Origin of the sequence: Veillonella infantium, from assembly GCF_002959895.1 — a bacterium.
Taxonomy (GTDB): domain Bacteria; phylum Bacillota; class Negativicutes; order Veillonellales; family Veillonellaceae; genus Veillonella; species Veillonella infantium.
Map to the genome: position 1 here is coordinate 38,475 of NZ_PPDD01000006.1, position 24,933 is coordinate 63,407.

22 protein-coding genes are annotated in these 24,933 nt (G+C 38.9%); 3 read left to right on the plus strand and 19 right to left on the minus strand.

Annotated elements, in window-relative coordinates; translation table 11 throughout:
• Positions 1-5: 5 nt before the first annotated feature.
• From VCHSUH03_RS03330 to VCHSUH03_RS03400, 15 genes are all read right to left on the minus strand, one after another.
• Entirely contained in the window at positions 6-812 is an 807-nt protein-coding gene (locus tag VCHSUH03_RS03330) for a hypothetical protein (RefSeq protein WP_105094051.1), read from the minus strand.
• Positions 813-925: 113 nt separating this feature from the next.
• Positions 926-1,576: a potassium channel family protein gene (locus VCHSUH03_RS03335; protein ID WP_105094052.1), complete on the minus strand. Its 651-nt coding sequence runs from the start codon at positions 1,574-1,576 to the stop codon at positions 926-928.
• A 34-nt stretch (positions 1,577-1,610) separates the two neighbouring features.
• Complete coding sequence (locus VCHSUH03_RS03340; RefSeq protein ID WP_105094053.1) at positions 1,611-2,972, minus strand: TrkH family potassium uptake protein; 1,362 nt, start codon at positions 2,970-2,972, stop codon at positions 1,611-1,613.
• A 10-nt stretch (positions 2,973-2,982) separates the two neighbouring features.
• Positions 2,983-3,999 (minus strand): carbohydrate kinase family protein, encoded by a 1,017-nt coding sequence (locus VCHSUH03_RS03345; protein WP_105094054.1) that lies wholly within the window; start codon positions 3,997-3,999, stop codon positions 2,983-2,985.
• A gap of 212 nt (positions 4,000-4,211) precedes the next feature.
• Positions 4,212-5,852, minus strand: a complete 1,641-nt coding sequence (hutW, locus tag VCHSUH03_RS03350; RefSeq protein WP_105094055.1) for a heme anaerobic degradation radical SAM methyltransferase ChuW/HutW — start codon at positions 5,850-5,852, stop codon at positions 4,212-4,214.
• A gap of 19 nt (positions 5,853-5,871) precedes the next feature.
• Entirely contained in the window at positions 5,872-6,390 is a 519-nt protein-coding gene (locus VCHSUH03_RS03355) for a flavodoxin family protein (protein ID WP_105094056.1), read from the minus strand.
• Positions 6,391-6,452: 62 nt separating this feature from the next.
• Positions 6,453-7,247: an energy transducer TonB family protein gene (locus VCHSUH03_RS03360; protein WP_105094057.1), complete on the minus strand. Its 795-nt coding sequence runs from the start codon at positions 7,245-7,247 to the stop codon at positions 6,453-6,455.
• A 2-nt stretch (positions 7,248-7,249) separates the two neighbouring features.
• The gene (locus tag VCHSUH03_RS03365) at positions 7,250-7,657 is read right to left on the minus strand and encodes an ExbD/TolR family protein (protein WP_105086457.1); all 408 of its coding nucleotides are present in this window, start codon (positions 7,655-7,657) and stop codon (positions 7,250-7,252) included.
• A 2-nt stretch (positions 7,658-7,659) separates the two neighbouring features.
• A complete protein-coding gene (locus VCHSUH03_RS03370; RefSeq protein WP_105094058.1) occupies positions 7,660-8,277 on the minus strand; it encodes a MotA/TolQ/ExbB proton channel family protein in 618 nt (205 codons plus the stop codon).
• Between the two features lie 35 nt (positions 8,278-8,312).
• Entirely contained in the window at positions 8,313-13,400 is a 5,088-nt protein-coding gene (locus VCHSUH03_RS03375) for a TonB-dependent receptor domain-containing protein (protein ID WP_105094059.1), read from the minus strand.
• Between the two features lie 268 nt (positions 13,401-13,668).
• On the minus strand, positions 13,669-14,559 hold the full coding sequence (locus VCHSUH03_RS03380) for a helix-turn-helix domain-containing protein (RefSeq protein WP_105094060.1): 891 nt from the start codon (positions 14,557-14,559) through the stop codon (positions 13,669-13,671).
• A 212-nt stretch (positions 14,560-14,771) separates the two neighbouring features.
• Entirely contained in the window at positions 14,772-15,167 is a 396-nt protein-coding gene (locus VCHSUH03_RS03385) for a YbaN family protein (RefSeq protein WP_105094061.1), read from the minus strand.
• The gene (locus VCHSUH03_RS03390; RefSeq protein ID WP_105094062.1) at positions 15,167-16,534 is read right to left on the minus strand and encodes a PTS ascorbate transporter subunit IIC; all 1,368 of its coding nucleotides are present in this window, start codon (positions 16,532-16,534) and stop codon (positions 15,167-15,169) included. Before VCHSUH03_RS03390 ends, VCHSUH03_RS03385 begins: the two co-directional genes overlap by 1 nt.
• A 31-nt stretch (positions 16,535-16,565) precedes the next feature.
• On the minus strand, positions 16,566-16,841 hold the full coding sequence (locus VCHSUH03_RS03395; protein ID WP_167388606.1) for a PTS sugar transporter subunit IIB: 276 nt from the start codon (positions 16,839-16,841) through the stop codon (positions 16,566-16,568).
• Between the two features lie 12 nt (positions 16,842-16,853).
• Positions 16,854-17,318 carry a PTS sugar transporter subunit IIA gene (locus VCHSUH03_RS03400; RefSeq protein ID WP_105094063.1) on the minus strand — a complete coding sequence of 155 codons (465 nt, stop codon included), beginning with the start codon at positions 17,316-17,318 and terminating at the stop codon, positions 16,854-16,856.
• Between the two features lie 357 nt (positions 17,319-17,675).
• Here VCHSUH03_RS03400 and VCHSUH03_RS03405 point away from each other — a divergent pair, with 357 nt between their 5' ends.
• From VCHSUH03_RS03405 to VCHSUH03_RS03415, 3 genes are read left to right on the plus strand one after another with little or no spacing between them, the layout of a single operon-like run.
• Positions 17,676-18,683: a FecCD family ABC transporter permease gene (locus VCHSUH03_RS03405; protein ID WP_105086464.1), complete on the plus strand. Its 1,008-nt coding sequence runs from the start codon at positions 17,676-17,678 to the stop codon at positions 18,681-18,683.
• Between the two features lie 26 nt (positions 18,684-18,709).
• Entirely contained in the window at positions 18,710-19,456 is a 747-nt protein-coding gene (locus tag VCHSUH03_RS03410; RefSeq protein ID WP_105094064.1) for an ABC transporter ATP-binding protein, read from the plus strand.
• 19 nt (positions 19,457-19,475) lie between these two features.
• Positions 19,476-20,480 (plus strand): ABC transporter substrate-binding protein, encoded by a 1,005-nt coding sequence (locus VCHSUH03_RS03415; protein WP_105094065.1) that lies wholly within the window; start codon positions 19,476-19,478, stop codon positions 20,478-20,480.
• Positions 20,481-20,715: 235 nt separating this feature from the next.
• On the opposite strand, the gene VCHSUH03_RS09510 is transcribed toward VCHSUH03_RS03415, so the two are convergent.
• From VCHSUH03_RS09510 to VCHSUH03_RS03430, 4 genes are all read right to left on the minus strand, one after another.
• Positions 20,716-20,889 (minus strand): hypothetical protein, encoded by a 174-nt coding sequence (locus tag VCHSUH03_RS09510; RefSeq protein WP_167388607.1) that lies wholly within the window; start codon positions 20,887-20,889, stop codon positions 20,716-20,718.
• A 416-nt stretch (positions 20,890-21,305) separates the two neighbouring features.
• Positions 21,306-22,304: an inorganic phosphate transporter gene (locus tag VCHSUH03_RS03420; RefSeq protein WP_105094066.1), complete on the minus strand. Its 999-nt coding sequence runs from the start codon at positions 22,302-22,304 to the stop codon at positions 21,306-21,308.
• Positions 22,297-22,926, minus strand: coding sequence for a DUF47 domain-containing protein (locus tag VCHSUH03_RS03425; RefSeq protein WP_105094067.1), 630 nt, complete (start codon positions 22,924-22,926; stop codon positions 22,297-22,299). Before VCHSUH03_RS03425 ends, VCHSUH03_RS03420 begins: the two co-directional genes overlap by 8 nt.
• Before the next feature lie 405 nt (positions 22,927-23,331).
• Positions 23,332-24,801 (minus strand): [FeFe] hydrogenase, group A, encoded by a 1,470-nt coding sequence (locus tag VCHSUH03_RS03430; RefSeq protein ID WP_105094068.1) that lies wholly within the window; start codon positions 24,799-24,801, stop codon positions 23,332-23,334.
• Positions 24,802-24,933: the final 132 nt, after the last annotated feature.

A 24,933-nucleotide genomic window follows, 5' to 3' on the forward strand; every position in this document is an offset into this window, starting at 1 on the left:
CATTTCTAATACTTCAAATATTCACTGACTGCAATTTTCTTAACAGCCCTAGTTCCATAAGCGTCTATAAGTGACAATAAGTCGATATGCCATTTAGATTGGCGACCACCGATAGCTTGGTTGTTAATCAATTCACGAATATAGTCTTCATCAGCTGTATCACTAGAGATGGCACTAATGATGATCGATTTAATTTCGTCCACAGTGACACCTAAATTATTTGGTATATACCCTAGTGTGGCAGCACTTACACCAAATAGGTGCAATGCCAAATCCTTTGTAAGCTTTGTAATTTGTCGCATCGCTTGAGAGTCTTGTTTAACTGCTGCTTCTAATACGGCTACGCTAGGCTCATCAATATAACGTAATGCCAAGTAATTCTCTTTAACCGCTTGCAATTGTACGGCTTCACTAGGCTCCTTAATATATTGCAAAGCATCGTAGTTAGACTTTACAGCTTCTAACTGCAGTGCTTCAGATGGATTTGCAATATAGCGAATAGCCCACCCAGATTGATCGAGTGCACATTGAACAACTGCATCAGATGGGTTGTCGATATATTCTAAAACAGCCCAATCTTTTTCCACCAAGGCCTGTAATAGTTCTTCTGTAGGATGTTCCACGAATTGTATGGCTCGTGGTGATTGTGAAAGCGCCGTTTCAATAACCTTTTCGGTAGGTTCTTTAATGTATTGCAACAACATGCCATTTTGAGCTACGCAGGTAAGTTGCATTGCTTCTGTAGGGTTTGGAATATTCCGAATTCCATGGGGGTTATTGGTCAGCGCCGTTATGTATTGTTCTTCTGTCATACTAACCTTCATTTCTATCTAAAAAGGCCATACGAATACGTATGGCCTATACTGAATTCTATTTTTATTGTATCACATTTTTTCGATATAATTATATCTCTTTCGTATACTTACTACACCGTTAATGCATCTAAATCAGAATTATTCCCAATTACTAATAATTTATCATCTTCACCGAGAATGGTAGTTGGGTTTGGTGGAACTTCTAAATCTTCACCACGTCTTATGCCTACTGCATTAAGATTATATTTCTCACGCAAATTAGAATCCTTTAAGTTAGACCCTACCAAGAATGTTGGCACCTTAATTTCTATGAGACTAATGTTTTTAGATAGTTGTAAATAATCCATCACATGGTCTCTAGTTAAAAACTGTACAAGGCGTAATGCCATATCGTATTCAGGGTAAATCACTTGATCTACACCTATTTTATGAAGCATTTTGCCTTGTATATTATTTTCAGCCTTGGCCACAATTTTAGGTGCATTTAATTCTTTAAGAAGCATAGCTGTCATTAAATTAGCTTGAAGATTTCCACCTATAGCCACAATAACCATATCAAACTGGCTTAGGGCCAATTCTTTGATTGCCTCTTCATCGGTTGTATCTGCAACTATAGCATGTGTTATAAATGGCGAAATTTTCTGTACAACTTCTGGATCAATATCTACACCTAATACCTCATGCTTCATGGAAGCTAACATCTTGGCAACAGTGCCACCAAATTGACCAAGACCTATTACTGCTATCGTTTTATGTTTCATATATGCTCCCTTTTATATTCAATCTAATCTATTTTTATAACAATACACGCTCTTCTGCATAGCTAATTGGTTTAGTCGGTGCCGTTCTTAGCGCCCATGTACCAATAACAGTCATAACCCCTACACGCCCCGCAAACATAACAAGCATCAACACCCATTTACTACTTTCAGATAAATCAGGTGTAATACCCGTTGTAAGACCTACGGTCCCAAAGGCAGAAGTTACCTCAAAAAGCAGTCGAATAAAGTCATATGGCTCATCCCAAGCCAAATAACAAGTAGCAAATAAAACAAAAAGGATAGATAAAAAGATTATCCCATTTGCCTTAAGTACAGTAATCAACGAAATACGACGTTCAAAAACCTCTGTATCAGGACGGTTATTAAATAATGTACGCGCTGCTAGAAAAGCGACGGCAATAGTACTAATCTTAACACCGCCCCCTGTAGAGTTAGGACCTGCCCCAATAAACATAAAAATGATGGTAATAAACAGTGTAATTGGATGTAAATCATTATAATCTACAGTTGCAATACCCGCTGTACGAGGTGTAATCGATTGAAACAGGGATGCCATGACCTTGTTCCATATAGGTAAAGGGCCAAACGTTTTGGGATTCGCCCACTCAACCCCCAAGAAAATAATAGTTCCTAAAAGGATGAGCGCCGTTGTACCAACTAACATTATTTTTGTATGTAGTTTTAAATCTACAAATCGTCGTAGCTTGCGATGCGACCAAATATCAAAAGTCGGGAGATAACCAAAACCACCTATTACAATAAGGGCCATTGTATTCATATTAAATAATACATCACCCACCATAGCATAAGGTAAATCATTATCAAAGAATATAAATCCTGCATTACAAAAGCTGGAAATAGATTGCATAATCCCCGTATATAAAGCAGCATCACCAATATAGGGATATAGCTGAATAGTATAGATAATACCCCCAATTATTTCGACACAGAAGGTATAAATGGTTAGCTTCTTCGTAATGTGTAGAAGCCCTTTCATACCATCTTGCCCTACATCCTCTGACAAAAGCACGCGATTTTTCAGACCTACCCGTCGCCCTAATACTAGAGCAATAATAGTGGTAAAGGAAACAATCCCCAAACCACCTAATTGGATAAGGATTACCATGACGATTTTGCCAAACAAGGACCAATGATGATAGGTATCTACTGTTGACAATCCAGTTACAGAAACACAAGATACTGCGGTAAAAGCTGCATCTACAAGCGTTGTACTATGGCCTTGAGCATTTGATATGGGCAACATGAGTAATATCGTCCCTATAGTCATGGTAGCCAAAAAGCTAAGGGCTAATAGGCGATAAGGATTTTGTTGCATATATTGCTGAACTTGATTTTTTGAAGTATTTTTCCACATAACTATAGTCCTATCCTATTAGTTCCTGCACTGACTTTAACGTTGGTAGTGGACTGCGCCCGCCTATGCCTTGTGTATTTAAAGAAGCTACTGCAGATGCAAAAATAGCAGCCTTCTCTAAATCGGAATGCGCACAAGCTTTTAGCAACTCTACAGCATGTATAGATGCACGGTCATGCTTAGTCGTCGAAGTTGTGTCTTGCCCCTTCATATGATTAATTGTATGCACTAAATTAGCTAAAAAAGCCCCATGGAAGCTATCCCCAGCCCCCGTTGTATCTACTACGGTAGCTTGAGTAAATGGTTCACATCGATAAAATGTTCCATCAGGCCATACAAAATAACTGCCATTAGCACCATCTGTAACACCTGCAATACATGCACCTCGTTCATGAATGATACGACAAGCATCTTCTAGATTAGTTGTGCCCGTATATTTTTCTGCATAATCACGAGCTACGATAACGATATGACTGGCTTCTGTAATAGGCTTCATGTCTTCATCGTAACGCTGAGCACCACCATCTAAAGAAATAATAGTGCCTACCTCTTTTGCAACGGCAATAGCAGAGCGCATGAGTTGGCGATGTCGACCATTGATATGCAGAATATAGGCAGATCCTATGAGCTGCTTATGGGTATCTAAAAACTCAGGCTCAGTTGCAGTAGACCATTCAAAAAATACAGCACGCTCACCAGTACTCTGTTTTACGAGGATTGTTGCCACACCGCTCTTAGCACCGCGTTCAACTTGAATTGCCTCTGTATTAACATTGTATTTTTCAAAGTCATCTAATATATGACGACCTACCATGTCATCACCAATGCTATCAATCATAGCGGTACGGGCACCATATTTTCCTGCCACCGCTAGTGCTGTAGCCACTGGCCCACCACCATCTGTAGTAGACGATACGACTTGTTGTACCTCACGGCCTGTAGGATAATGATCGACGACGATAAATCGATCTAATGTACTGGCACCTATGCCAACAATATCTATATGTTTTTGAGGAAATGTACTCATACTAATCTCCTGACTCCGAAAACATAACTATTCATACAACAATATTACTTCTTATAGTTACAGAATACCTTTCACCTTATAAAAAGTAAACCCCAGACCATGGTCTGGGGCTACTTTGTAGTACAAAGTGTACTGTATGTCACGTAGTTTGTCTTATTTAGTATATGTTGTATGTGAGAAAGGTTGTTAGATATAAGGTGTAATATAACAGGTTAAGACATCATACGTTCCATCATATATTCAATTTCATCAGCACTCAAATTGTACATAGCCTGTACCATTCGCTCTGCTGACTCACCAGATGCACCACTTTTCGCAATTTCTGCTTTTGCCTTAGCTATAAGGGCTTCCTTGCGTTGTGCTTCGGAATCTTCATCTGTTGGTACGGAAATATTAGCTTTACCTTGACCAATACCACGTACCTCTTGGTTAGGATTATCTTTAGACGTTGTTTTCGTATCTTGGGCGGCCACCGCTTCCATAGCGAAGGAGTTTTTACCAGTCATGATATACTCCACAGCCTCCAAGGTACTTTGTGTAAGATTTACAGTCCAGAATTCACCAGCTGCAGTCAATTTATAAAGTAACCCATTGTAAGCTACAAGACCACGTTCTTCCCATAATTTATAGAGCCAGTTTAATTCTTCTAGTCTTGGATCTAGTGTTACTAAACTCATAATATTGAGGAACCCTTGTTCAAGTTGGCTTACCACTTGATTTACGACGGGTTGTAACTCACTTTGTTTCATAAGAGCCATGAATGGTTTTTCACCGCGACTAACCATATCTTCGTATGGCTTTAATGCACGATGTAACATCATGCCGTACCCATCAACGTTACCACCGGCACCGCTACCAAATGGGAACATAGGCACGCCCGCTTTAGCCAAGATATTATAAAGGCTACGTTCACGGTTGTTAGCACTCCAGTGGGCTGCACTCAATCGACGATAGGAACGCTCATCAAGGTACTTACGACCGAGTTCGAACATATCCCCTTGCATAGAAGTTGTCGCTGCCGCTGGCACTTTGCCCTTTGCAATGTCTTTATTAAGATCACTGCCATCAAATACGTTCAATTGATAAAGGTCAGCACCATCTACGCCAGAACTTACTAAATCGGCTAAGTCTTGTTCCCAAATTTCCATAGTTTGACCAGGTAAGCCATAGATTAAGTCGATAACCACAGAACATTGTCCATACGCTTTCAGCGCAGCTAAACGTTCTAACACGGTTTCTTTCGTATCTAAACGACCTACCATTTGACGTACTTCTGTATTGAAAGATTGTACGCCGATAGACATGCGGTTAACACCATTTGCCATCCACACATCGAGATTTTCAGGAATCAAATCGTGAATACGGCCTTCTAATGTAAGCTCGTAATCGTTAGCTAGTGGCAAATATTCTTTAATTGCTTTTAACAATCGTTCAGAGTTTGTTGGAGACAACGATGTTGGCGTACCTCCGCCGATAAATACGGCGTGGATTAATCCATTTTTCAATCTTGGACGTTCACTAGCCATCTTTAATTCACTAATGAGTCCATCAATATATTGGTCCTCTACGCTTTGACTCGTACCATTTTGGAAGAAGCCACAATATGTGCATTTTGTCTTACAAAACGGAATGTGAATATAGACGCATTGCATTTCACCCTTTTTAGGTGTGCCATTCATTACAGTATCCCAAACGGCTTGTGTTTCCTTTGGAGAAACTAAGATACCATTTAGCCCTGCATGAACAACCCGTTTATGAGGGAATGCATCACTCATCGGATTATCGCATTCTAAACCTAGTTGTAGATTGCGTTGTTTCTCCGGAATGGATTCAAAGAAACTTGCTAAACTCATACTCCAATCCCCTTTCAGTTTAGGCTTGCAACTTTGCAAGTACAGATTTAGTGAATTCTTTTGCATTTGCAAAGTCTTGTTCATCTGGATGCGTTTCAGCCGCCTTATGTAACGCATCCCGTTCAGGGCTTTGTCCGTGGGCAGATCCAGGTGGGAACATTTTATACATCATTTCGATTACTTTAGGGTCGATTTTGCCTTGGCATACAAAACCATCTACAAGAGACTCTTTATTATGTAGTAATTCAGATGCTTTTTCAATACTTTCACGAGCATGATCAGAATCTGCATACATACCTAATGTCCCAAAGAATACGATGTTAGGATTTGTTAAGGTTTCAATCAATTTTGCAGCCTCTTTATTTGCTGTACCACGGTCTACCCAGAAACCTACGAATACTGTGTCATAATCAGCTAAATTTTCAGGCGCTTCTTTTACAGGAACGCAAGGTGTACCTTCAGGCATTACAGAAGCCATTGCTTCCGCTACGCTTTTTGTATTTCCCGTGAGGGAAGAATATAAAATAATGGATTTCATAATTAGCTCCTTTAATTCTTGGATGAGTATATTACTAAAATAGATCTATTACATAGATACTTTTATTCGTCCTCATCATCAGAGGATTCGTGACCTCTAAACTCAACTGGTACTTTGACATCGATATCTTCGCCTGTTGGATTTCGATATGGTGTTGCGGCCACTACGGCAGACATTGCCGCATCATTGAATATTTCATTTGTAGAAGATACGATACTTTGTCCAATAAGACTACCATTTGTATCAAGTGTTACTTGTACAGTCACATCGCCTTGTAATTTTCTTTTTAAAGCCATGGAAGGCATTTGTGCATTGTCTTGCACTCTTGCACGGAACCCTTCCGCATCAAATGCAGCTTTCACTGTACCATGGTTGTTACCATTGCCGTTTCCATTGCCATTGCCATTACCTTGACCTTGACCATCCCCATCACCAGGGCCAACACCTGTACCGTTACCACCGCCAGAGCCGCCACCATGTCCGGGGCCGGAACCACCTGCGGAATTATCACCAGAGGTATTACCTTTATGTTCGCCGCCTTTTTGGGATACATCTACTGCATCAGGAATATCTGTTGCAGTAGATGGATCTATATTCGCTACAACAGCCTTTGTTCTTGCCGCCACTTCATCAGCCGATAGTGGTTTAGGGAATAGGTCTGACCTATTACCGCCACCACCGCCGGCATGACCACTGCCGCCATCATCGAGTACACTTTGTGTAAGATCCACTTCATAGGTATCCATATCTTGAATAGCTGGAACGACCACAAAAAAGATGACCGCAATAAAGAGAGCAATGAGATGAACTACGGCGGATATAATGGCTGCTTTTTTCCATGATATGCCTAGTCCCATAATTATCCTTTCTGTTCAGCTGCAATCGCCAAGCGTTTAACGCCAGATTGTTTTAACATATCCATAATCGCTACTACTTGACCATGGGCAGCCCGTTTATCGGCTTGCAAGATAACACTGGCATTCGGATTTTCTTGAATACGTTGTTTAACCATTGCCTCAGCATCATCAATGCTCATAGGATTGTTATCAATCGTAATATGACCTTCTGCATCTAATGTGAGTACTATAGGCAATTGAGCTGGTGCCGAAGCGCTAGTCGCCTGTGGTAATTGTACAGACAAGGCTTTTTGAGCCACTGTTTGTAAGCTGTTCATCATGAAGAATACCAACAAGAAGAAGATGATATCAATCATTGGGATAATCATGAATTCCGGCTTACTTTTCATACGAAAGCTTTGTAAATTCATAATTATTTCCACCCTTCTCGTTTAGCAGTCACAAGGCTTACACACATATTTTCAATTTGGTTAATAATAGAATCTAAACGATGACTAAAGATTGTATACACAATAAATGCCATGATAGCTACGCACAAACCAGATGCTGTGGCGATGAGGGCTTCACCGACACCACCAGTAATGGCAGATGCACCAGCACCAGAGTCGAGGATGCTGAAAGAACCAATCATACCTGTTACAGTACCAAGCAACCCTAACAATGGAGAGATTGTTACTGTTGCACTGAGGTAGTCCATATATTTACGGAAACCTACTACATCTACCCCCATTTGGTCCGTAAAGGCTGTTTTCATCGCTTCTTCGCTAGAAGCATTATGTAAACCTGCTTCTGCAATGCGGCTAGCAATAGATGGGTTTTCTTTGATTACTTTATCAATTTCTGCCCAATTTTGTAACTTTGCTAGTTCATTGACTGCATGAGTAACAACGAATGTTTTACCAGCATATTTGCGATAGTAGAAAGCTCGTTCTACAGCGATAGCGATAATCATAAGAGACAAAAACAATAATGGATACATTACATACCCACCACTATGAAACAAGTGAATGACATAATTTAAGTTTTCCATATTAGTAACCTTTCTGCCTGTTTACAGACTGAACATTAGAACCTGTAAGTCCCTTGAATTCTTGTATAATCGCCTAACTTAAAGCTTTCACTACCATACAAAGTATCTCGTTTATTAGTACCCTTCGCATCGAATGTATAGAATGCCTCAAGGAGCAAGTCCTTGCGAGGTACATAGCCGGCACCAAATGTAAAGCTGCGAATACCATCGAGATAACGATCCGGCACTGCGCCAGTACCATTGCCACCAAAGAAGGAGCCATGTTCGAAATGTTTGTAATCGATGAAGGCATTCCAAGATTTTGGAATATCTAGGTCAGCACGGCCAATATCTAGACGAGCCATCCAGAAGTGTGGTGTACCACCCATTTGATGACCTTTAAGGGCAAAGTCTGCTGTACCTCGTTCATGTTCATAAACAGTATTACCATTTAAGTAACGGCCAAGGTTAGAACGGTTTTGTCCGTAGTCAACAGTAACAGATGCATTAGCACCCAGTTGATATTTAGCGCCGATACCGAATACATGAGCTACATTGGAGAAACTGTATTCATCATTACCGTTGCCATTTGCATTGAGGTATGTATGCGTTTTACCACCAAAGGAGCGTAAATACCAGGCTTGTAAACCAAGACGAGAGCCAATTTGTTTCTTATATTGAACAAAGGCGGCTTTATCGATAGCTGGCACAGTATCTTTTTCAAGAACTACCCCTTCTGTGCGAATCAAGTTGCCAATGATCTTACCAATCGCTTCACGAGGCAATTTGTTTTCAGACTCTGCATCATGTACAACTTTTTCAAGATTATACATATAGTTAAACATTGCATTTGGCATGCCCCAACCATAATAAGAGCTACCTTCACCCCAATCATTGGAGGACATGGTAAAGTTCTTTTTATAAATGGCATCTTTAGCATCAAAATCGCTAAATACATAACTACCACTATCGTATTTATACGTTTTAGCACCTACATAACCAGTGAACTCATAATCACTAGATGGTTGTCCATAGTAATCATAAGATTGTTTGAACGTCCCATCTGGCTGTTTAACCCAAACTACATCAAGCTCACTATTGTTATAGTTACTCCAGTTATCTGTAGCATTATAGTTAGCAATTTCTGCTACCGATTGATTGATGTCGTCACCATGTTTTTCAACATAGGCTTTAGGATTTACTAAAGCATCTTTATTATCAGTAGATACGATAAGACCTTTAGCTTTTTCTTTTAAGTATTCAGGGTATAAAGAAGAGTTCACATTATACATAATGTCACTAGTCTTATATAGTTTTTCCCCTGTATTCTTATTAGTGATTTCGTACATTGCATAACCACCAGATGGAATATCGAGGGAGAATTTTTTCTCCGCCATATCTGTAGGATATGCCTTTGTAAGAATATCTTGTAAGCGGCTCATAATTTGAGCTTGTTTTTGTTGTGTTTCTGCAAGCTTAGCATTAGCCTTTTCAATTTCTTGATCTCGATTTGGATTACTCCAACTTAGATTCAATGTAGCTTTATACGCATCATATTCATCTTGTAATCCTTTTAGCTGTTGATAGAAGTAAAGACTATCGGTCTTACCTTTGTAAGTAGAATCATAAATACCATTAGGGCTATCTGGTGCAGCTGCATCTTCATCAGATTTTTTCTCACCATCAGAACCTGTTTTTGTAGCACTACTTATATCGTATGGGAACTCATCTCGGTTAATACCAATCAATTCAGCCGCTGTTGGTGGTCTGTAGATAACTTCATGTACTGCATGAGTGTAGGCAGAATCAGTGATACCTGTACTATGTTTGAAAGTACCAACACCGATACGAACTTGAGAGTCATGACCGTTCCAAACGGCACGAACACCATCATAGGATTGACCAAACCAGTAACCACTAGCCCCCATTGGCTCTGTTAAGCGGCCCACTGATACATCCCATTTTTTAACCCGTCTTGTGAGATCCACCGTATCGAGTCGTTGATGGTTAAAGCCTTTAGAATCAGATTGAGTCCAGCTTGTATCGACACCACTCATGCCAGTCGCACTGCCGATAACCTTAAGATTTGTAAACTCATTAAGGCGTGCATCAAAGCCAAGACGCAATCGTTGTTCAAAGCTATGACGATTAGCATCGTACATATTCGCTTTTGCAGAACCGATAGCGGAGTTAGCTCTAAATGGAGATTGAGGTCTATTAGATCCATCATGTGCCATCCAGCGTGCTCTATAATCGCCGACTAATGTAACACCACGCTCTTTAGTGGTATCAAAATCAGAATGAATAAAGTCAGTTAAGCGAACTACATCAGCTACATTTTGTACGCCAGATTCAGCACTACCAACATCACCATTTGCATTTGCATTTGCATTTGCACCTGCTACGCCAGCCTTTCCACCATCTTTGGTCTTACCGATAGCCGTAGTTTTTGTACCATCGCCACCACCGAATTTAAGGTTAACACCCACGCGGTATACCCGTTCTTGTGTAGCACGGTCATCATCGCGATGGTTAAAGATATTGTTAATACCAAAGTACATCATGGCATTTTTATTGAATCGTTTTTGAACCATTACGTTCCAAATGCCAAATGTTTTCTTTTCATAAGTTTGCTTATTATAAACGCCTGCATCACCGGACAAGATATCTGGCCAGTAGTTACCGCCATTGTTAAGGGTATTACTATCAAGCATGTTGATATAGTAATCACCCCAAATAGAACCATTCCAACCGGATTTAGGATTATCATAAGTAATGCCGATGTCAATCTTGTGCATTGGTTTATCAAGCAATTGACGAGGCATTGAAGGATCGCTCTTATTGATGGCATGTAAGTATGTATAACCTAACTTACCAGACCAATATTTGCCGAACTTTTGCTGTACTTCCGCTTGAACACCGGTAATCTCTGCTTTACCAATATTTTTAAAGCTGTAAATCATGTCTGGTGCCCGTTGGTACTTCGCATCGCCTTTGAGGTATGGCGCAAAGTCCATGAAGTCCCCTGTGAAGTACACGGACATATAGTTCTTGATGCGGTTGTGGAATACACCTACGCGGGCATAGGTATTTTTATTTTCCCCTTCTAAACTCATATCAAAGTTGACAGATTTTTCTGGTTTTAAATTAGGATTACCAGCCCAGTACCAACCGAGTTTTGCCACCCCAATCCCTACAGGATTGGAAGCGTACATTTCCCAGTTGTACCATAATTCGCCCATGCCAGGTTCAGTATAACCCGTGCCTACATTGGCTTTAAACCTACGATGTGTATTGCCCTTTACGTTATAGGTCATACCTAAGGAAGCAGAGAGATTAGAACCAAACAAGCTACTATTGTCAAAACGTAAAATTGGAGACAATGTTAAATTCTTATTCACTTGCCAAGTATCAGAAATATACGCGTTTAACTTGCGGATTGTACCGCTACCAGTGGTCAATCGTTGATCCCGATTACGGTACTCTTCCAAGAAGGCTTTGCCATTTAATTTAGGCGCCTTTTTACGCATTTCTGGGTCATTGGACTCGCCATATTTAAAATAGTCACCTACGATATTGGCACGTGTGGCAGATAATACGGGATTTTCTGCTTTTAAACGATCCTCTAAGGCTTTATAGCGAGCTTTAAACTCATCCGTTACAGGTTGATTATTTGGGGATGTACTAGACCAATCACTTAATCGGCTTTCAGACAAACCATAGTTTACATAATCATCATATGTAATGCCTGGCTTTTGTGCATCTGTAGCGGCACCATAGTATTCGTAATCCATATCCCATTGGGGCATACCACCACCGGAATTGATGAATTTGTAGTCGTGGATATGAGAGTAAACTTTAATACTATTATCACCTTTACGTCTTACAAGACGATCGAGTTTATCCACTAGCAAGCTTTTATCGTAATCCCATGGATCGATGTACATTGTGCTTGTATTAGGAGAGCTCTTCAATCGGCTACCAGAACCTTCTTCACGAGCATAGCTGACGCCGTAGCTAAGCAAGTGATTTTTATTGAGTTGTGTATTCGCATTAGCTCGAATGTCTAATTGACGATGATCGATATTATCGATATAGCGCAACTCATTGGAGCCTTCATAAGCAGAACGACCAGTATAACTAATGAGGGCTACGTCATTTTCTTTGATGCGGGAGTAGTTAGTTTCAACCGTCCAGTCGCTTTTACCAGCTCGAGAGGACCATTGTAAGTTTGCTGTATTACGGTCCGCAGTACGTTTGAAATGTTGTTGTGGCTCTAAGTCGGAGTCAGAGTGTTTAACATCGCGTACAAGATCTTCTGTATAGCGGTTGAGACGCATTTCAAATTTATTTTTATCATTTGCCTCGTAAGTTGCTACAAGACCGATATCGGCCGCATCACCGTAGTAACGAAGTACATTGGGCTTAAAATTATGTTTTGCATAGTCATAAGCCATACCGGATGCACGGCGGCTAACGGATGCTAAGACAGGCATGAGATCACGTTTACTACCAGATAAACCGACCTTCAATTTCCCCATTTGACCGGAGTCGGCACGAATGAAGAAGTTCTGGAATGGGAACGTATCGCCATCGCTCTTACGGCGCATACCTTCTGTATTTAATTGCAAGGTTGGTTTCTTTTGTGCCTTTTTAGTGATGATATTAACTACACCACCTATAGCATCAGAGCCGTATTTAGCACTGGCCGCACCTTGAATAACCTCTATACGTTCAACGTTTTCTGTACCTAGCCGTTGTACTTCGTCTGCTGCACCAGAGTACTTATCAAAATCGCCGAGAACGGGTTGACCATCTACGAGAATCAGTGTGTGACGCACTTCGGCACCGCGGATAGATACACCAACACGGCCCATAGCATCAACGGTTCTAGATACACCTGTTTGAGTAAATATAATATCTTCGACGGACTTCGCCTGTTTCTTTTCAATCTCTTTCTTGGTAATGATTTGCACTTGCTGTGAGTTCAATTTTGCTTCTTCTTCAGCCCATGTTCCTTTAACATGAACTACATCTGTCGTAACAGTCGCATTCTCCGCCCATACTACAAGCGGTGCACTAAGCCACAAGGCAACTGCACTGGACAGAATAATACTGCGTTTTGCATGTCCCCACCGGTTCATTGTGCCCTCCTCAATTTCTAACTAACCATATGTTTTGTATCTCCCACACAAAATAAAAAGATACACTTTACCAACATATAATGACATTGAAAATCATTTACATTTTAATGTTAGCAAAGTGTATCTTGCATATCTACTCCGAAAAGACCAAAAATATACATTTCGGACAATATTAAGTTTTTATAACCTACTAGTTCTAAACCTTAAACACTTATATTTTAAATATTACTAATACTATAATCCATGTCTTGGTTTAGTTTGAAGGTATTTATACTTTACGATAAGCACTAGGCGTTACACCTGTGGCCTCTTTGAATGCACTAGTAAATTTACTACCATTCTCGTAGCCTACGGCATTAGCAATTTCTAAAATAGATTGATCTGACTCTTGAAGCAAGTGCTTAGCTGCATTAATACGACATTCCTTTAAATATTGATGGATTGTCGTACCATATACCCCTTTAAAACAACGCTTTAATGTTGATGTAGGAATATCAAATTGCTCAGATAAAGAGTCTATAGTAATCCGTTTCATAAACTGTGTAGATATATATTTATTAACAGCTTTTACAATATCTACTTGTTGTTTACGATAAGAGCTTCTCTTTTCATGATTAGCTGTCGAAATAACAGATAACAGTAAGAAGATTTCAATGACTTTTAATTTAAAATAGTGCCCCTTAATTTGATTAGGCACTTTATATAAACTAGAAAAAATCTGACGAACAGATTCCGTTTCTTCCATCATCATACCAAAGTCAGAATGCTCACAAAATCGATTTGCTAATTGAGTCAAATCGATGCGCGCTTCAGTAACAAGTCCATCTAATACGGGTTGAGCCTTTTCAACATCTACAAGTAATACAATCCCCTTAAAGAGTTTTGTAGGGAAGTAGTTCTCATGTTGATAATCAGCATGAGTATGCCATCCTAAGGACATATCCCCTGGCCCCATATATAAATATTCACCAGATGTAAACTTGCACTCTATGCGCCCCTCTTCACAATGATTTATGGCAAACGTCTTTGTATGTGATTTAGCATAAAATTGAATCGTTTCTTGCTTCACATCAAGGAACATCAAATCAATACCGTCAAACACTGTATGTCTCGACATAGAAGTTCCTGCATATGAAACTGCATGATTATGTGAATTCATACGATCACCATATACACAAATACTATAAAAATTATTATATACACATTTATCATAGTATATTTATTGATATTCACTGTCAAATTCAAATTAGTAATAATTCATTTTTTCTTTAAAAATATAAGTTTTTGATTTTACAATAAAATAAGCCTTGCAAGTTAAACGAATGCAGTCTAACTTACAAGGCTATATTTAGAATTATCAGAGATAATTCTTTATTTTTTTGTTTTTACAATAAAGACTAATGCTATAACATGACCAATCCATACAAAGGCCATAACGATAAGTGCAATGGACATATCTTGACTAAAATAGGCACCAATTGCCATTATTGTACTAACCGATAAGAGAATGGACAACTTTGTCCGCAACGTCAACGCTTTATCGCGTTCATAAGCACCAACAGTCTTTTGATATAAACTAGATTCTAAAAATATTCTATGAAAACGTTCAGAACCTCGAGCTAAACAAAACAAGGTAAGCATATAAAAAGGTACTGTTGGCAACATTGGTAATACGATACCTGCTGTACCGAGAGCAAAACTTACGGCCCCTACGGTGAGGAATATATATCGTATTACAACATTACTATGTTGCTCAGTTGTTTTCATTACTCCTCTTCTACATAATTAATAACTTTACCTTTTGTTTTAATAAAGTTTGGAATAATAAGTACAAGAGCTGCAATGGCTACGATACCATAGATACCAGCCATTCCGATCCATTCGAATGCATGACCTAATACAAGACCCATTACTGCAAAGTCCGCATCACCAAATGTTGTATTTTGGAAACCTAATTGACCAAGAACTGGCAATGCCAATGCTGGTAAGAAAGTAATAGCCAAACCATTAAGGAAAGCACCTACTGCTGCACCACGGCGGCCGCCTGTAGCATTACCATAAATGCCAGCTGTTGCACCGCAGAAGAAATGAGGTACTAGACCAGGAATAATCAATACACCACCTACAGCACCAAGGATGAGCATACCGATGATACCACCGATAAAGGAACTTATGAAACCTAATACTACCGCAGTTGGCGCATATGTAAAGAATACGGCACAGTCTACTGCTGGGATGGCATTAGGAATAATTTTTGTAGCAATACCTTGGAATGCTGGAATCAAGTCACCTAAGATCATACGAACACCAGAATATACGATAGCTACACCTACAGCAAAGTTCATAGCACTCATAACTGCGAATAAATATGGGCTCATGGACCCAGATAATGTTGCTACAAATTCAGAACCGGCAGCTAAAGCAGCAATCAAATAGAATACAATCATAGTCAATGCAGTAGATAATGTAGAGTCACGTAAGAAACCCCATTTTTCAGGAATTTCAATATCTTCCGTGCTATCTTCTGCCTTACCTACATACTTTGCTACCCATGCTGATAGGTAATAACCTAAGCTACCAAAGTGGCCAAGTGCAATTTCATCACCATCAGTAACTTTAGAAGTATAGCTTTGACCAATGGCTGGAGAAATTGCAGACCATGCGCCCATTAAGAAACCACCTATAAGGATGAGCTCCATACCGGACAAACCTGCAGTACCAAGTACGGCAGACATGAGACATGCCATAAACAAGCTATGATGACCTGTTAAGAACACATATTTAAACTTGGTGAAACGAGCAATACATAAGTTCATTAATAAGCCTACTACGAGAATAGACATCGTTTCAACGCCAAGAACTTTTTGTGCAACAGCCACGATAGCTTCATTGTTTGGTACAACGCCAGTAATATGGAAGCCATGTTCAATCATCTTGCCTAGTGGATCAAGATTGCTAACGATAACGCCAGCGCCTGCTGCGAGCATTAAATAGCCAAGAATCGGTTTCAACGTACCTGTCATTACCTTATGAAACGGACGCTTCAAAGCAACTAAGCCTACACATGACATAATACCAATTAAAAGTGCTGGTTGAGACAGCACGTCACGTAAGAACTCTAATACCATTTCCATGGCACTACCTCCTATATATAGTTGTTACATTTTATTGAGCAGCTTGTTTCAATGCTTCAAGAATATCTTCTTTGATTTTCTTTTTATTGATGTAGCTACGAACAACAGCAACATTCTTATCTTCAAATTGTTCAGCTAACTCTTTTACGGTTACAATAAGGTCTGCTTTGCGGCCTTGTGCGGCATTAAAATCAATAGATTCAACTTGTGCATCAATACCATTTTCAGCACAAATCTCTTCAATTTTCATTTTTAGCATCAAGCTAGAACCAATACCATTGCCGCATACAGTTAATACAGAAATCATACTTGCCTCCTCCTAAACGTATTCTTGATCTTCTAAATGCTCTGCCAAGAATTCTTGTACATCTTCAATACATTCAAAATCAGCTGCCGCATCTAAAAATTCGTCATCTTCAAATAATGTAGCAATATCAGTCAACAATTGAATATGTTCATCCTTGTTAGGAGCACATAAGAATAATGCAACAGAAACCGGATCGTTATCAGGGCTACCAAAGTTTAATGGTTTTTCTAAGGTTACTAAAGCAGTACCTACACGTTTTGCCCCATTTTCTGGGCGAGCATGTGGCATAGCAAGACCTGGTGCCAATACAATATATGGACCCATTTCACGTACAACCTCTACCATAGCCTCTGTATAAGATGGGGTAGTAAAACCTGCATCAACCATAAGTTGACCACCATGACGAATTACCTCTTCCCACGTTTCTGCGGGATAATGAAAAGATACATTATCCTCAGATAGTAAATCTTGTAACAAGCTAACACCTCCTAAATTTACTCACGTATATACTTGTATTATATCTATTCTTGCAGTTTTTTCATATAACAAAATAGGAATACGGTAATAAAAATAAATAAAATTAACCTTTTCCCTATTATTTTATTAATAGATTACCCAAAATTAAATAACGAATATTTATTCTTAATTCTAAATTTTTATTAATGCTGAAACCCTATTTTAAATTTCACTTTGAGTTTAATTCTATAAAGATTTTCTATAGAATTATACTTATTATAATCAATACCTATACACGTATGTATATTGTATATATATAGAAAGTTCTCTATACTTAGATAAGGTTATATTACCTTTAAAACAGAATAAGGAGATTTTATGCAAACTTCTATAAAAGCATTAATACTATGTGTAATATTATGTATTTCATTGGTAACAGCCTTGCAATTTGGGGCCAATTTTATCCCTTTAGATCAAATTATTTCAGCTCTTATGTCGATGATTGATCCCAACGCCAAAGCCTCTATGACAGATACAATCATTACAGATATACGCTTACCACGACTTATTTACTCGGTACTGACAGGCATTGGCCTGTCGCTTGTGGGTTTGTTAATGCAAACGGTAACTAGAAATGCTCTAGCAGATCCCTATGTATTAGGTGTTTCATCGGGCGCTAGTACAGGTGCCGTCTTTGCTATTATCATGGGCGGTATTCCACTACTAGGGGCCTATAATACACCTGTTTTTGCAGCCCTAGGTGCAACGCTCTCTATTATCTTGGTATTGCTCTGTGTTGGTAAAAGCAACAGCCCGGTAAAGCTCATCCTAATCGGTATGGGCATGACGGGGATATTCTCGGCTTTAACTATGATGATCATCTACGGAGCCAAGCATGAGGCACAAGTTCGAAGTGCTATGTTCTGGCTCCTAGGTAGCTTCGCAGGCATTCAATGGGGTGATTTACCATTAACGGCTATCATTGTAACCTTGTTTATGCTATACATCTATATGTTTAATCAAGATCTTGATGTGCTACTACTGGGTAATCATGAAGCAGCACAAATGGGCTTATCAGTTAAACAGTTACAGCTAAGCATCGTTATTATATCCTCTATTGTCATTGCCACATTAGTATCAAAAGTGGGTGTAGTTGGTTTTATAGGACTCATAATTCCACACCTAGCTAGAATTGTAGGTGGCCCTAAGCATAGAAACACATTACTTTTTAGTGCTCTAATCGGTAGTATCGTCATGATATGGTCAGATGTATTATCAAGAGCCCTATATAGTCCGGAAGAAATCCCAATCGGTGTTCTTACATCCTTACTAGGGGCGCCACTCTTCATTTGGATTATTATGAATCGTTACAAACACAATGGTTAGTGTATATCATATCTATAGGAGATACTATGTATCAAATTAATCAGCTGTCCTTCTCCTACGAGAAGAAAGAAGTGTTAAAGAATATTTCTGTAACATTTCCTAATAATAAAATTACAGCCATCATTGGGCCAAATGGATGTGGTAAGTCTACATTACTGAGCCATCTTTATCGACTACTACCATCAAAAGATAAAATCACATTAAATCAAAAGCCATTAGAGTCTTATAAAGGTCGTGAGTTTGCTCAATTAGTAGCAGTTTTAACACAGTCTAGGGACTCTATGATTGATGATTTTCTCGTAAAAGACATCGTCCTCATGGGACGTTATCCATATAAGCAACACTTTGGCACCTATAGCGCAGAAGATGTAAAAATTGCAGAGCACTATATGAACGAAGTAGGCATTACACATTTAGCTGACGAAGAAATTCATCACCTCTCAGGTGGCGAGAAGCAACGCGTTTTTATTGCGAAAGCGTTAACGCAAAAACCTCAAATACTGCTTTTAGATGAACCTACTAACCATCTAGATATGAAGTATAAGGTAGCACTTATGAAACAATTGCGAGCTTTCAAAGGTACAACCATCGTAGTTCTACACGATTTAAATCTAGCTGCTCAATATTGTGATCATATCGTGATTATGAATAAAGGAACAATCCTCAAGGAAGGTTCCCCAACTGAGGTACTAACACCCGAAATTCTTGAACCCATATTTGAAGTTCCGTTCAAAACCTCTTGGGATGAAAGGCGCTATCACTTATATTATTAATTAAAAGAAAGGACTTACTATGTTTCAAAAATTAAGAAAGTCAAAAAAATTAGTATTAATTGCTATGGCATGTGCCACATTTGCTATCGCTGGTTGTGGTTCTGATACAACTAAAAGCACAGCTGACAATGGCAAATCTGTAACGTGGAGTGAAACATTTGACGGTACAAAAACTGACTTTGCTGTAAAATCTTCCCCTACTCACGCAGTATCCATGTCTCAAGCAACAACAGAAATGATGCTTCAATTAGGTCTTGAAGACAAGATGGCTGGTACCGCTTTTAAAGAAGAGGAAATCTATCCACCTCTACAAGCCGCTTATGACAAGGTAAAAGTATTATCCGATAAATGGCCGTCCTACGAAGTATTTATGTCTGTAAAACCTGACTTTGCAACAGGTTGGCCTGACTCCTTCAGCAAACGCGCCATCCCTGCTGATAAAATGATTGCACAAAAGGTTAACATCTGGCTTCCTGAATCTATGCTATCTACAAAGGCCGACTTGGAAACTAACTTTAATGACATGATTAAATTAGGTGAAATCTTCGGTGTTAAACCTAAGGCTGAAGAATGGGTTGCAGGTCAACGTAAAACATTAGCTGCTATCCAAGATAAGCTAAAAGACTTACCTCGTAAACGGGTCTTCATTTATGACTCCGAAGATGGCCAACCATTCACAGCCTTCGAAGGCTACACTACTAACATCTTGAAACTCATCGGTGCTGACAACGTAATGAGCGGCTTAGGTGTTGATAAAACATGGGCCAAAGGATCTTGGGAAACTGTAATTGCTCAAAATCCTGATTATATCATCATCGCTGACTATGGCAACTCTATCCGTAACGATGACGATTTCCAACAAAAAGTCGAAAAAATCAAAGCTAATCCTCAACTTCAAGACATTACAGCTGTTAAAGAAGGTCACTTTATCCGTGTAAAACTATCTGAAATCACTCCTGGTGTACGTACAGTTGATGCTCTAAAACGATTAGCTGAAGAAATTCACGGTGTGAAAATCGACTAATAAACCATAATAATTCAGGAATTCGCTACGTAATATAAGGATTCCTAAAATTATAGCAACATAACAAACGAAGAAGGTCCCAATTCTATAAATTGGGACCTTTTTCGTACTGCTTGTATTGCACACAGCATATTGTAGAGAGTAGAGATGTGTTGTAGTTGAAAGATTTTAAAATGGATTATTGTAAAATAGATGTAAAGTTTATTAAGTTGTATATGCTGTGACAATGCCTTTTTTATCCATTTCGATTATATTGTTGCTTATATCTTTTATCATTATTTGCCTTAATGGCCATAATTAATGGTTTGAGTGAAAGAAACTCTTCATCACTGAGTCGAATGGTTCTACCAATACGTTTAATCGGATTACGTGGGCGCCCGGCACCGCGTCTAGTTCCACCCCATGCCATATACATACCTCACTTTTCACTTGAAAAACTCCTTCTACCGATAGTATAACCGCTCATACATAAGTATGCAATATCCATTCATTATAAACAATCTCATAATAGTCTTTAAACGTGCAATAAACTGCATTTATTAATAAAATGCATAATCAAGAAAACCACATATTTATAAGCATTTTCCTATTCTCAACTTGAATTGCAACATCAACGTTGCCAAATATAGATAAATCGCTTTTATAGAATATAGTATTTAAAATCTAATGTATACCTATATTCTTTGATTACATACTAGATACAACTAGTCAAATTAAAGTGTTAAAATCTAATCAACAAATGGGATAACTTAATCAATCTAATACTTTAACTACAGAAAAAAAAAGACTGCTTTCGCAGTCTTTTTATTTATATATATGATTGTATTAACCAAATAATAAGTGACCTACTTCATACGCAATAGCTGCTACAATACCAGATAATGGAATTGTTACAAACCACGCCAATACCATAGATCTTGCTACGCCCCAGTTAACAGCTTTCAAACGTTTAGAGGACCCAACGCCTAGCAAGGAACCACTGACAACGTGTGTAGTACTTACAGGTAAATGTAAGAATGTAGCTGTAAAAATAGTGATGGCAGAATTTAAGTCAGCAGCGAAACCATTGATAGTTTCCAATTTGAAAATCTTAGTCCCCATAGTAGAGATGATTTTCCAACCGCCTACTGCTGTACCCATGGCCATAGCCGTAGCACAACAAAGTTTAACCCATAATGGTACATCTAATGTATCGATAAAGCCCCCGCTAAGTAATGTTAAGGTAATAATCCCCATCGCCTTTTGCGCATCATTAGAACCATGAGAAAAGGCCATCATGATAGCAGATACAATTTGCATGGATCTAAATCGATCATTCAATGTAATTGGAGAAAATCTACCAAAGATAAGCAACAATACTTTCATCACAATATAGCCACCAATCATGGCTACAATTGGAGATAAAATAAGGGATAAGAAAATCTTTATAATCCCTGCCTCATTTAAAGCATCGAACCCTACAGACCAACCTACAGCACCGATGATACCACCGATAAGAGCATGAGATGAAGAACTAGGAATCCCCCAATACCATGTAAGCAAGTTCCATGTTATGGCACCAATAAGAGCTGCTGAGATAATCGCACTATTAATGAGAGACGCAGACATTACGATGTCACCACCGATTGTCTTTGCAACGCCTGTACTAACCATGGCTCCCAAGAAATTGAGCGCTGCAGTCATCATAATTGCCTTTTTAGGCTCAATAGCACGGGTTGAAACAGATGTAGCAATGGCGTTCGCCGTATCGTGGAAGCCATTGATATAGTCGAAGGCTAATGCTAAAAATACTACTAGCCATACTAAATAATGAGCATCAAGCATATTTCAATACTACCCGGCGGAATGTACCAACCAAATCTTCGCAACCATCAATTACATCCTCCATGGCGCTAAGGATTTCCTTCCATTTGATAATTTCAATAGGATCTGTACACTCAGTAAAGAGTTTAGCCATTTCTTCGTGGTAAATATTATCCGCTTCAGACTCAAGTTTCAACACTTGGTGCACACGGCCTTCTACCTTCACATGGTCCTTTTTAAGGCTGCCCATGTAACCAATAGATTTGTTAATATGCTTAACGCATTTCACAACAATTTCACTCATACGGATAGCACCATCACTTGGATTACCAACGTGGTACATAACCATTTTATCCATGATTTCTTTAATATTATCCAAAGTAGTATCTAATTGATCGATTAAAAGCTGAATATCTTCACGATCCATTGGGGTGATGAATGTTTTACGCAAACGTTCTACAGTTTCGGTTACTAATTCATCGGCAGCTTTTTCCTTTGTATCAATTTCAAGAAATGCCTCTTCTTTAGAAGTCTCGCCTTTAAACACACGTTCCATCATCTCTGCACTTTCATATGTAAGAGCAGCATGATTTTCTAAAATACTGAAAAATTTTTCTTCTTTTCCTTTTAATTTAAAAGCCATGAAGATCCTCCTGAAACAGTATTGATTGCTTCTATAAATATAATTTAATTATAGCACACTAACAATAATTCCTAAACAATTTACCATGCTCTATATTCTAACCCCTATGCGTATATGGCATATATAGTATCTCATTCTGTGAAAACAGCTATAATTGTATTTACGTATCATAGGTGTACTCTCTAAACATTCTAGCTCACAATAACTCGTAAGATGAATAGTTCTATGATTCTTCATAACATCCAATACAAGTCTAAAGACAATAAAAAGCAGATAGCTGATTAATTATCAACTATCTGCCTTTTAACTTAAGCCACATACGAGCTTTTATAGTATATAGCAACTAATTACAACAGTTAACAGTTAGAAATACGGTTAATTATTCCTATTACTATTTTTTACCTATTAGTTATTAGCTTCCGCTGCTGCTTTAGCCGCCTCTGCTGCCTTTTTCAAATTAGGCACAGATGTTGGACATGTAGCAGGCGTACAAGCACCATTAGGACCTAAGTCTTCTGCACGGCTCACAAATGTAGTATGTAACATGTGATGTGCTTTATGGCTCATAGGTTTGCCATCGAAGAACTCAGCATATAATTTTTGGATATCTGGATTATCACAAGCTGCTTTCACTTGTACCTCTGCATCGCGAGTATACAAGGACGCAATACGAGCTTCACGAGCTTTATCAGCCATTGGTAATTTAACGCGTGGTTGACCACCACCACCAATACAGCCACCACGGCAAGCCATTACTTCAATGAAGTCATAATGGATGTTTTCTGCACGCATGCGTTCGATGAATTTACGCAAGTTGCCTGTACCATGTACTGCTGCTACGTGCAATGTTTTATCTCCAATTACTACATCAGCTTCACGAGCACCATCCATACCGCGAATCGCTTCAAATGGGATCAATGTTCGAGGTGCATCTTCACCAGTTGCTAATTTGTAAGCCGCACGCATAGCCGCTTCCATAACACCACCAGTATTACCGAAGATGATACCGCCACCAGAAGCTTCACCCATCAACGGATCGAATGAGGAATCTTCAAGGTCATCAAAGTTGATTTCTTCTGCACGTAACCATTTTGCAAGCTCACGTGTAGTAATACAGTAGTCTGTATCGCGCATTTCTGGTACATCCCAGTATTCAGCAGAGGAGTTCATTTCGTCACGACGGATCTCGAATTTCTTAGCTGTACAAGGTGTTACTGCAACAGCAACGATTTGTTTTGCATCAAGGCCCATTTTTTCAGCAAAATATGTTTTTTGCGTAGGCGCTTGCATAGCAATTGGACTCTTAGCAGTAGACAAGTTTGGCAAGAATTCTGGATAGAATGTTTCAGCAAACTTAACCCAAGCAGGACAGCAAGATGTGAATTGAGGTAATACCGCATCACTATTGATAACGCGTTCCAACAATTCAGATGCTTCCTCCATGATAGTCATGTCAGCACCAAAGTTTGTATCTAAAATATAGTCGCCACCCAATTTACGAAGAGCAGCTACCATTTTACCTTCTACGAATGTACCCGCATCAAGACCGAACTCTTCACCTAAGCCTACACGTACAGCAGGTGCCGTTTGGAAAACGACGATTTTATTAGGGTCAGCAATAGCTGCTTTTACTTCATCAATTTCAGAGCGTTCATTAATGGAATCAAATGGACAAATAGATGCACATTGACCGCAATGAATACAAATTGGATGATCCCCATTAGTTGTTAAGTCATAATAATCAAATACGCCCATGTCTACAGCACACGCTTTACGACACAAGGAGCAGTTTTTACATTTGGACAAATCTTGAACTAATGCAATATTGCCGTCTTCAATAGGTACACGACGGTCTAAAAATTGGTACTTACTCATGAGTTCCTCCTACTTAGGTAACGTTGTTATCGTTAATCGATGAAATTATACTATACATTGTGATTTTTATCAATAAATTCACATGTAATTCCTTTGCATAACAGATATTAAAAAATCGCATGATACAAGGAA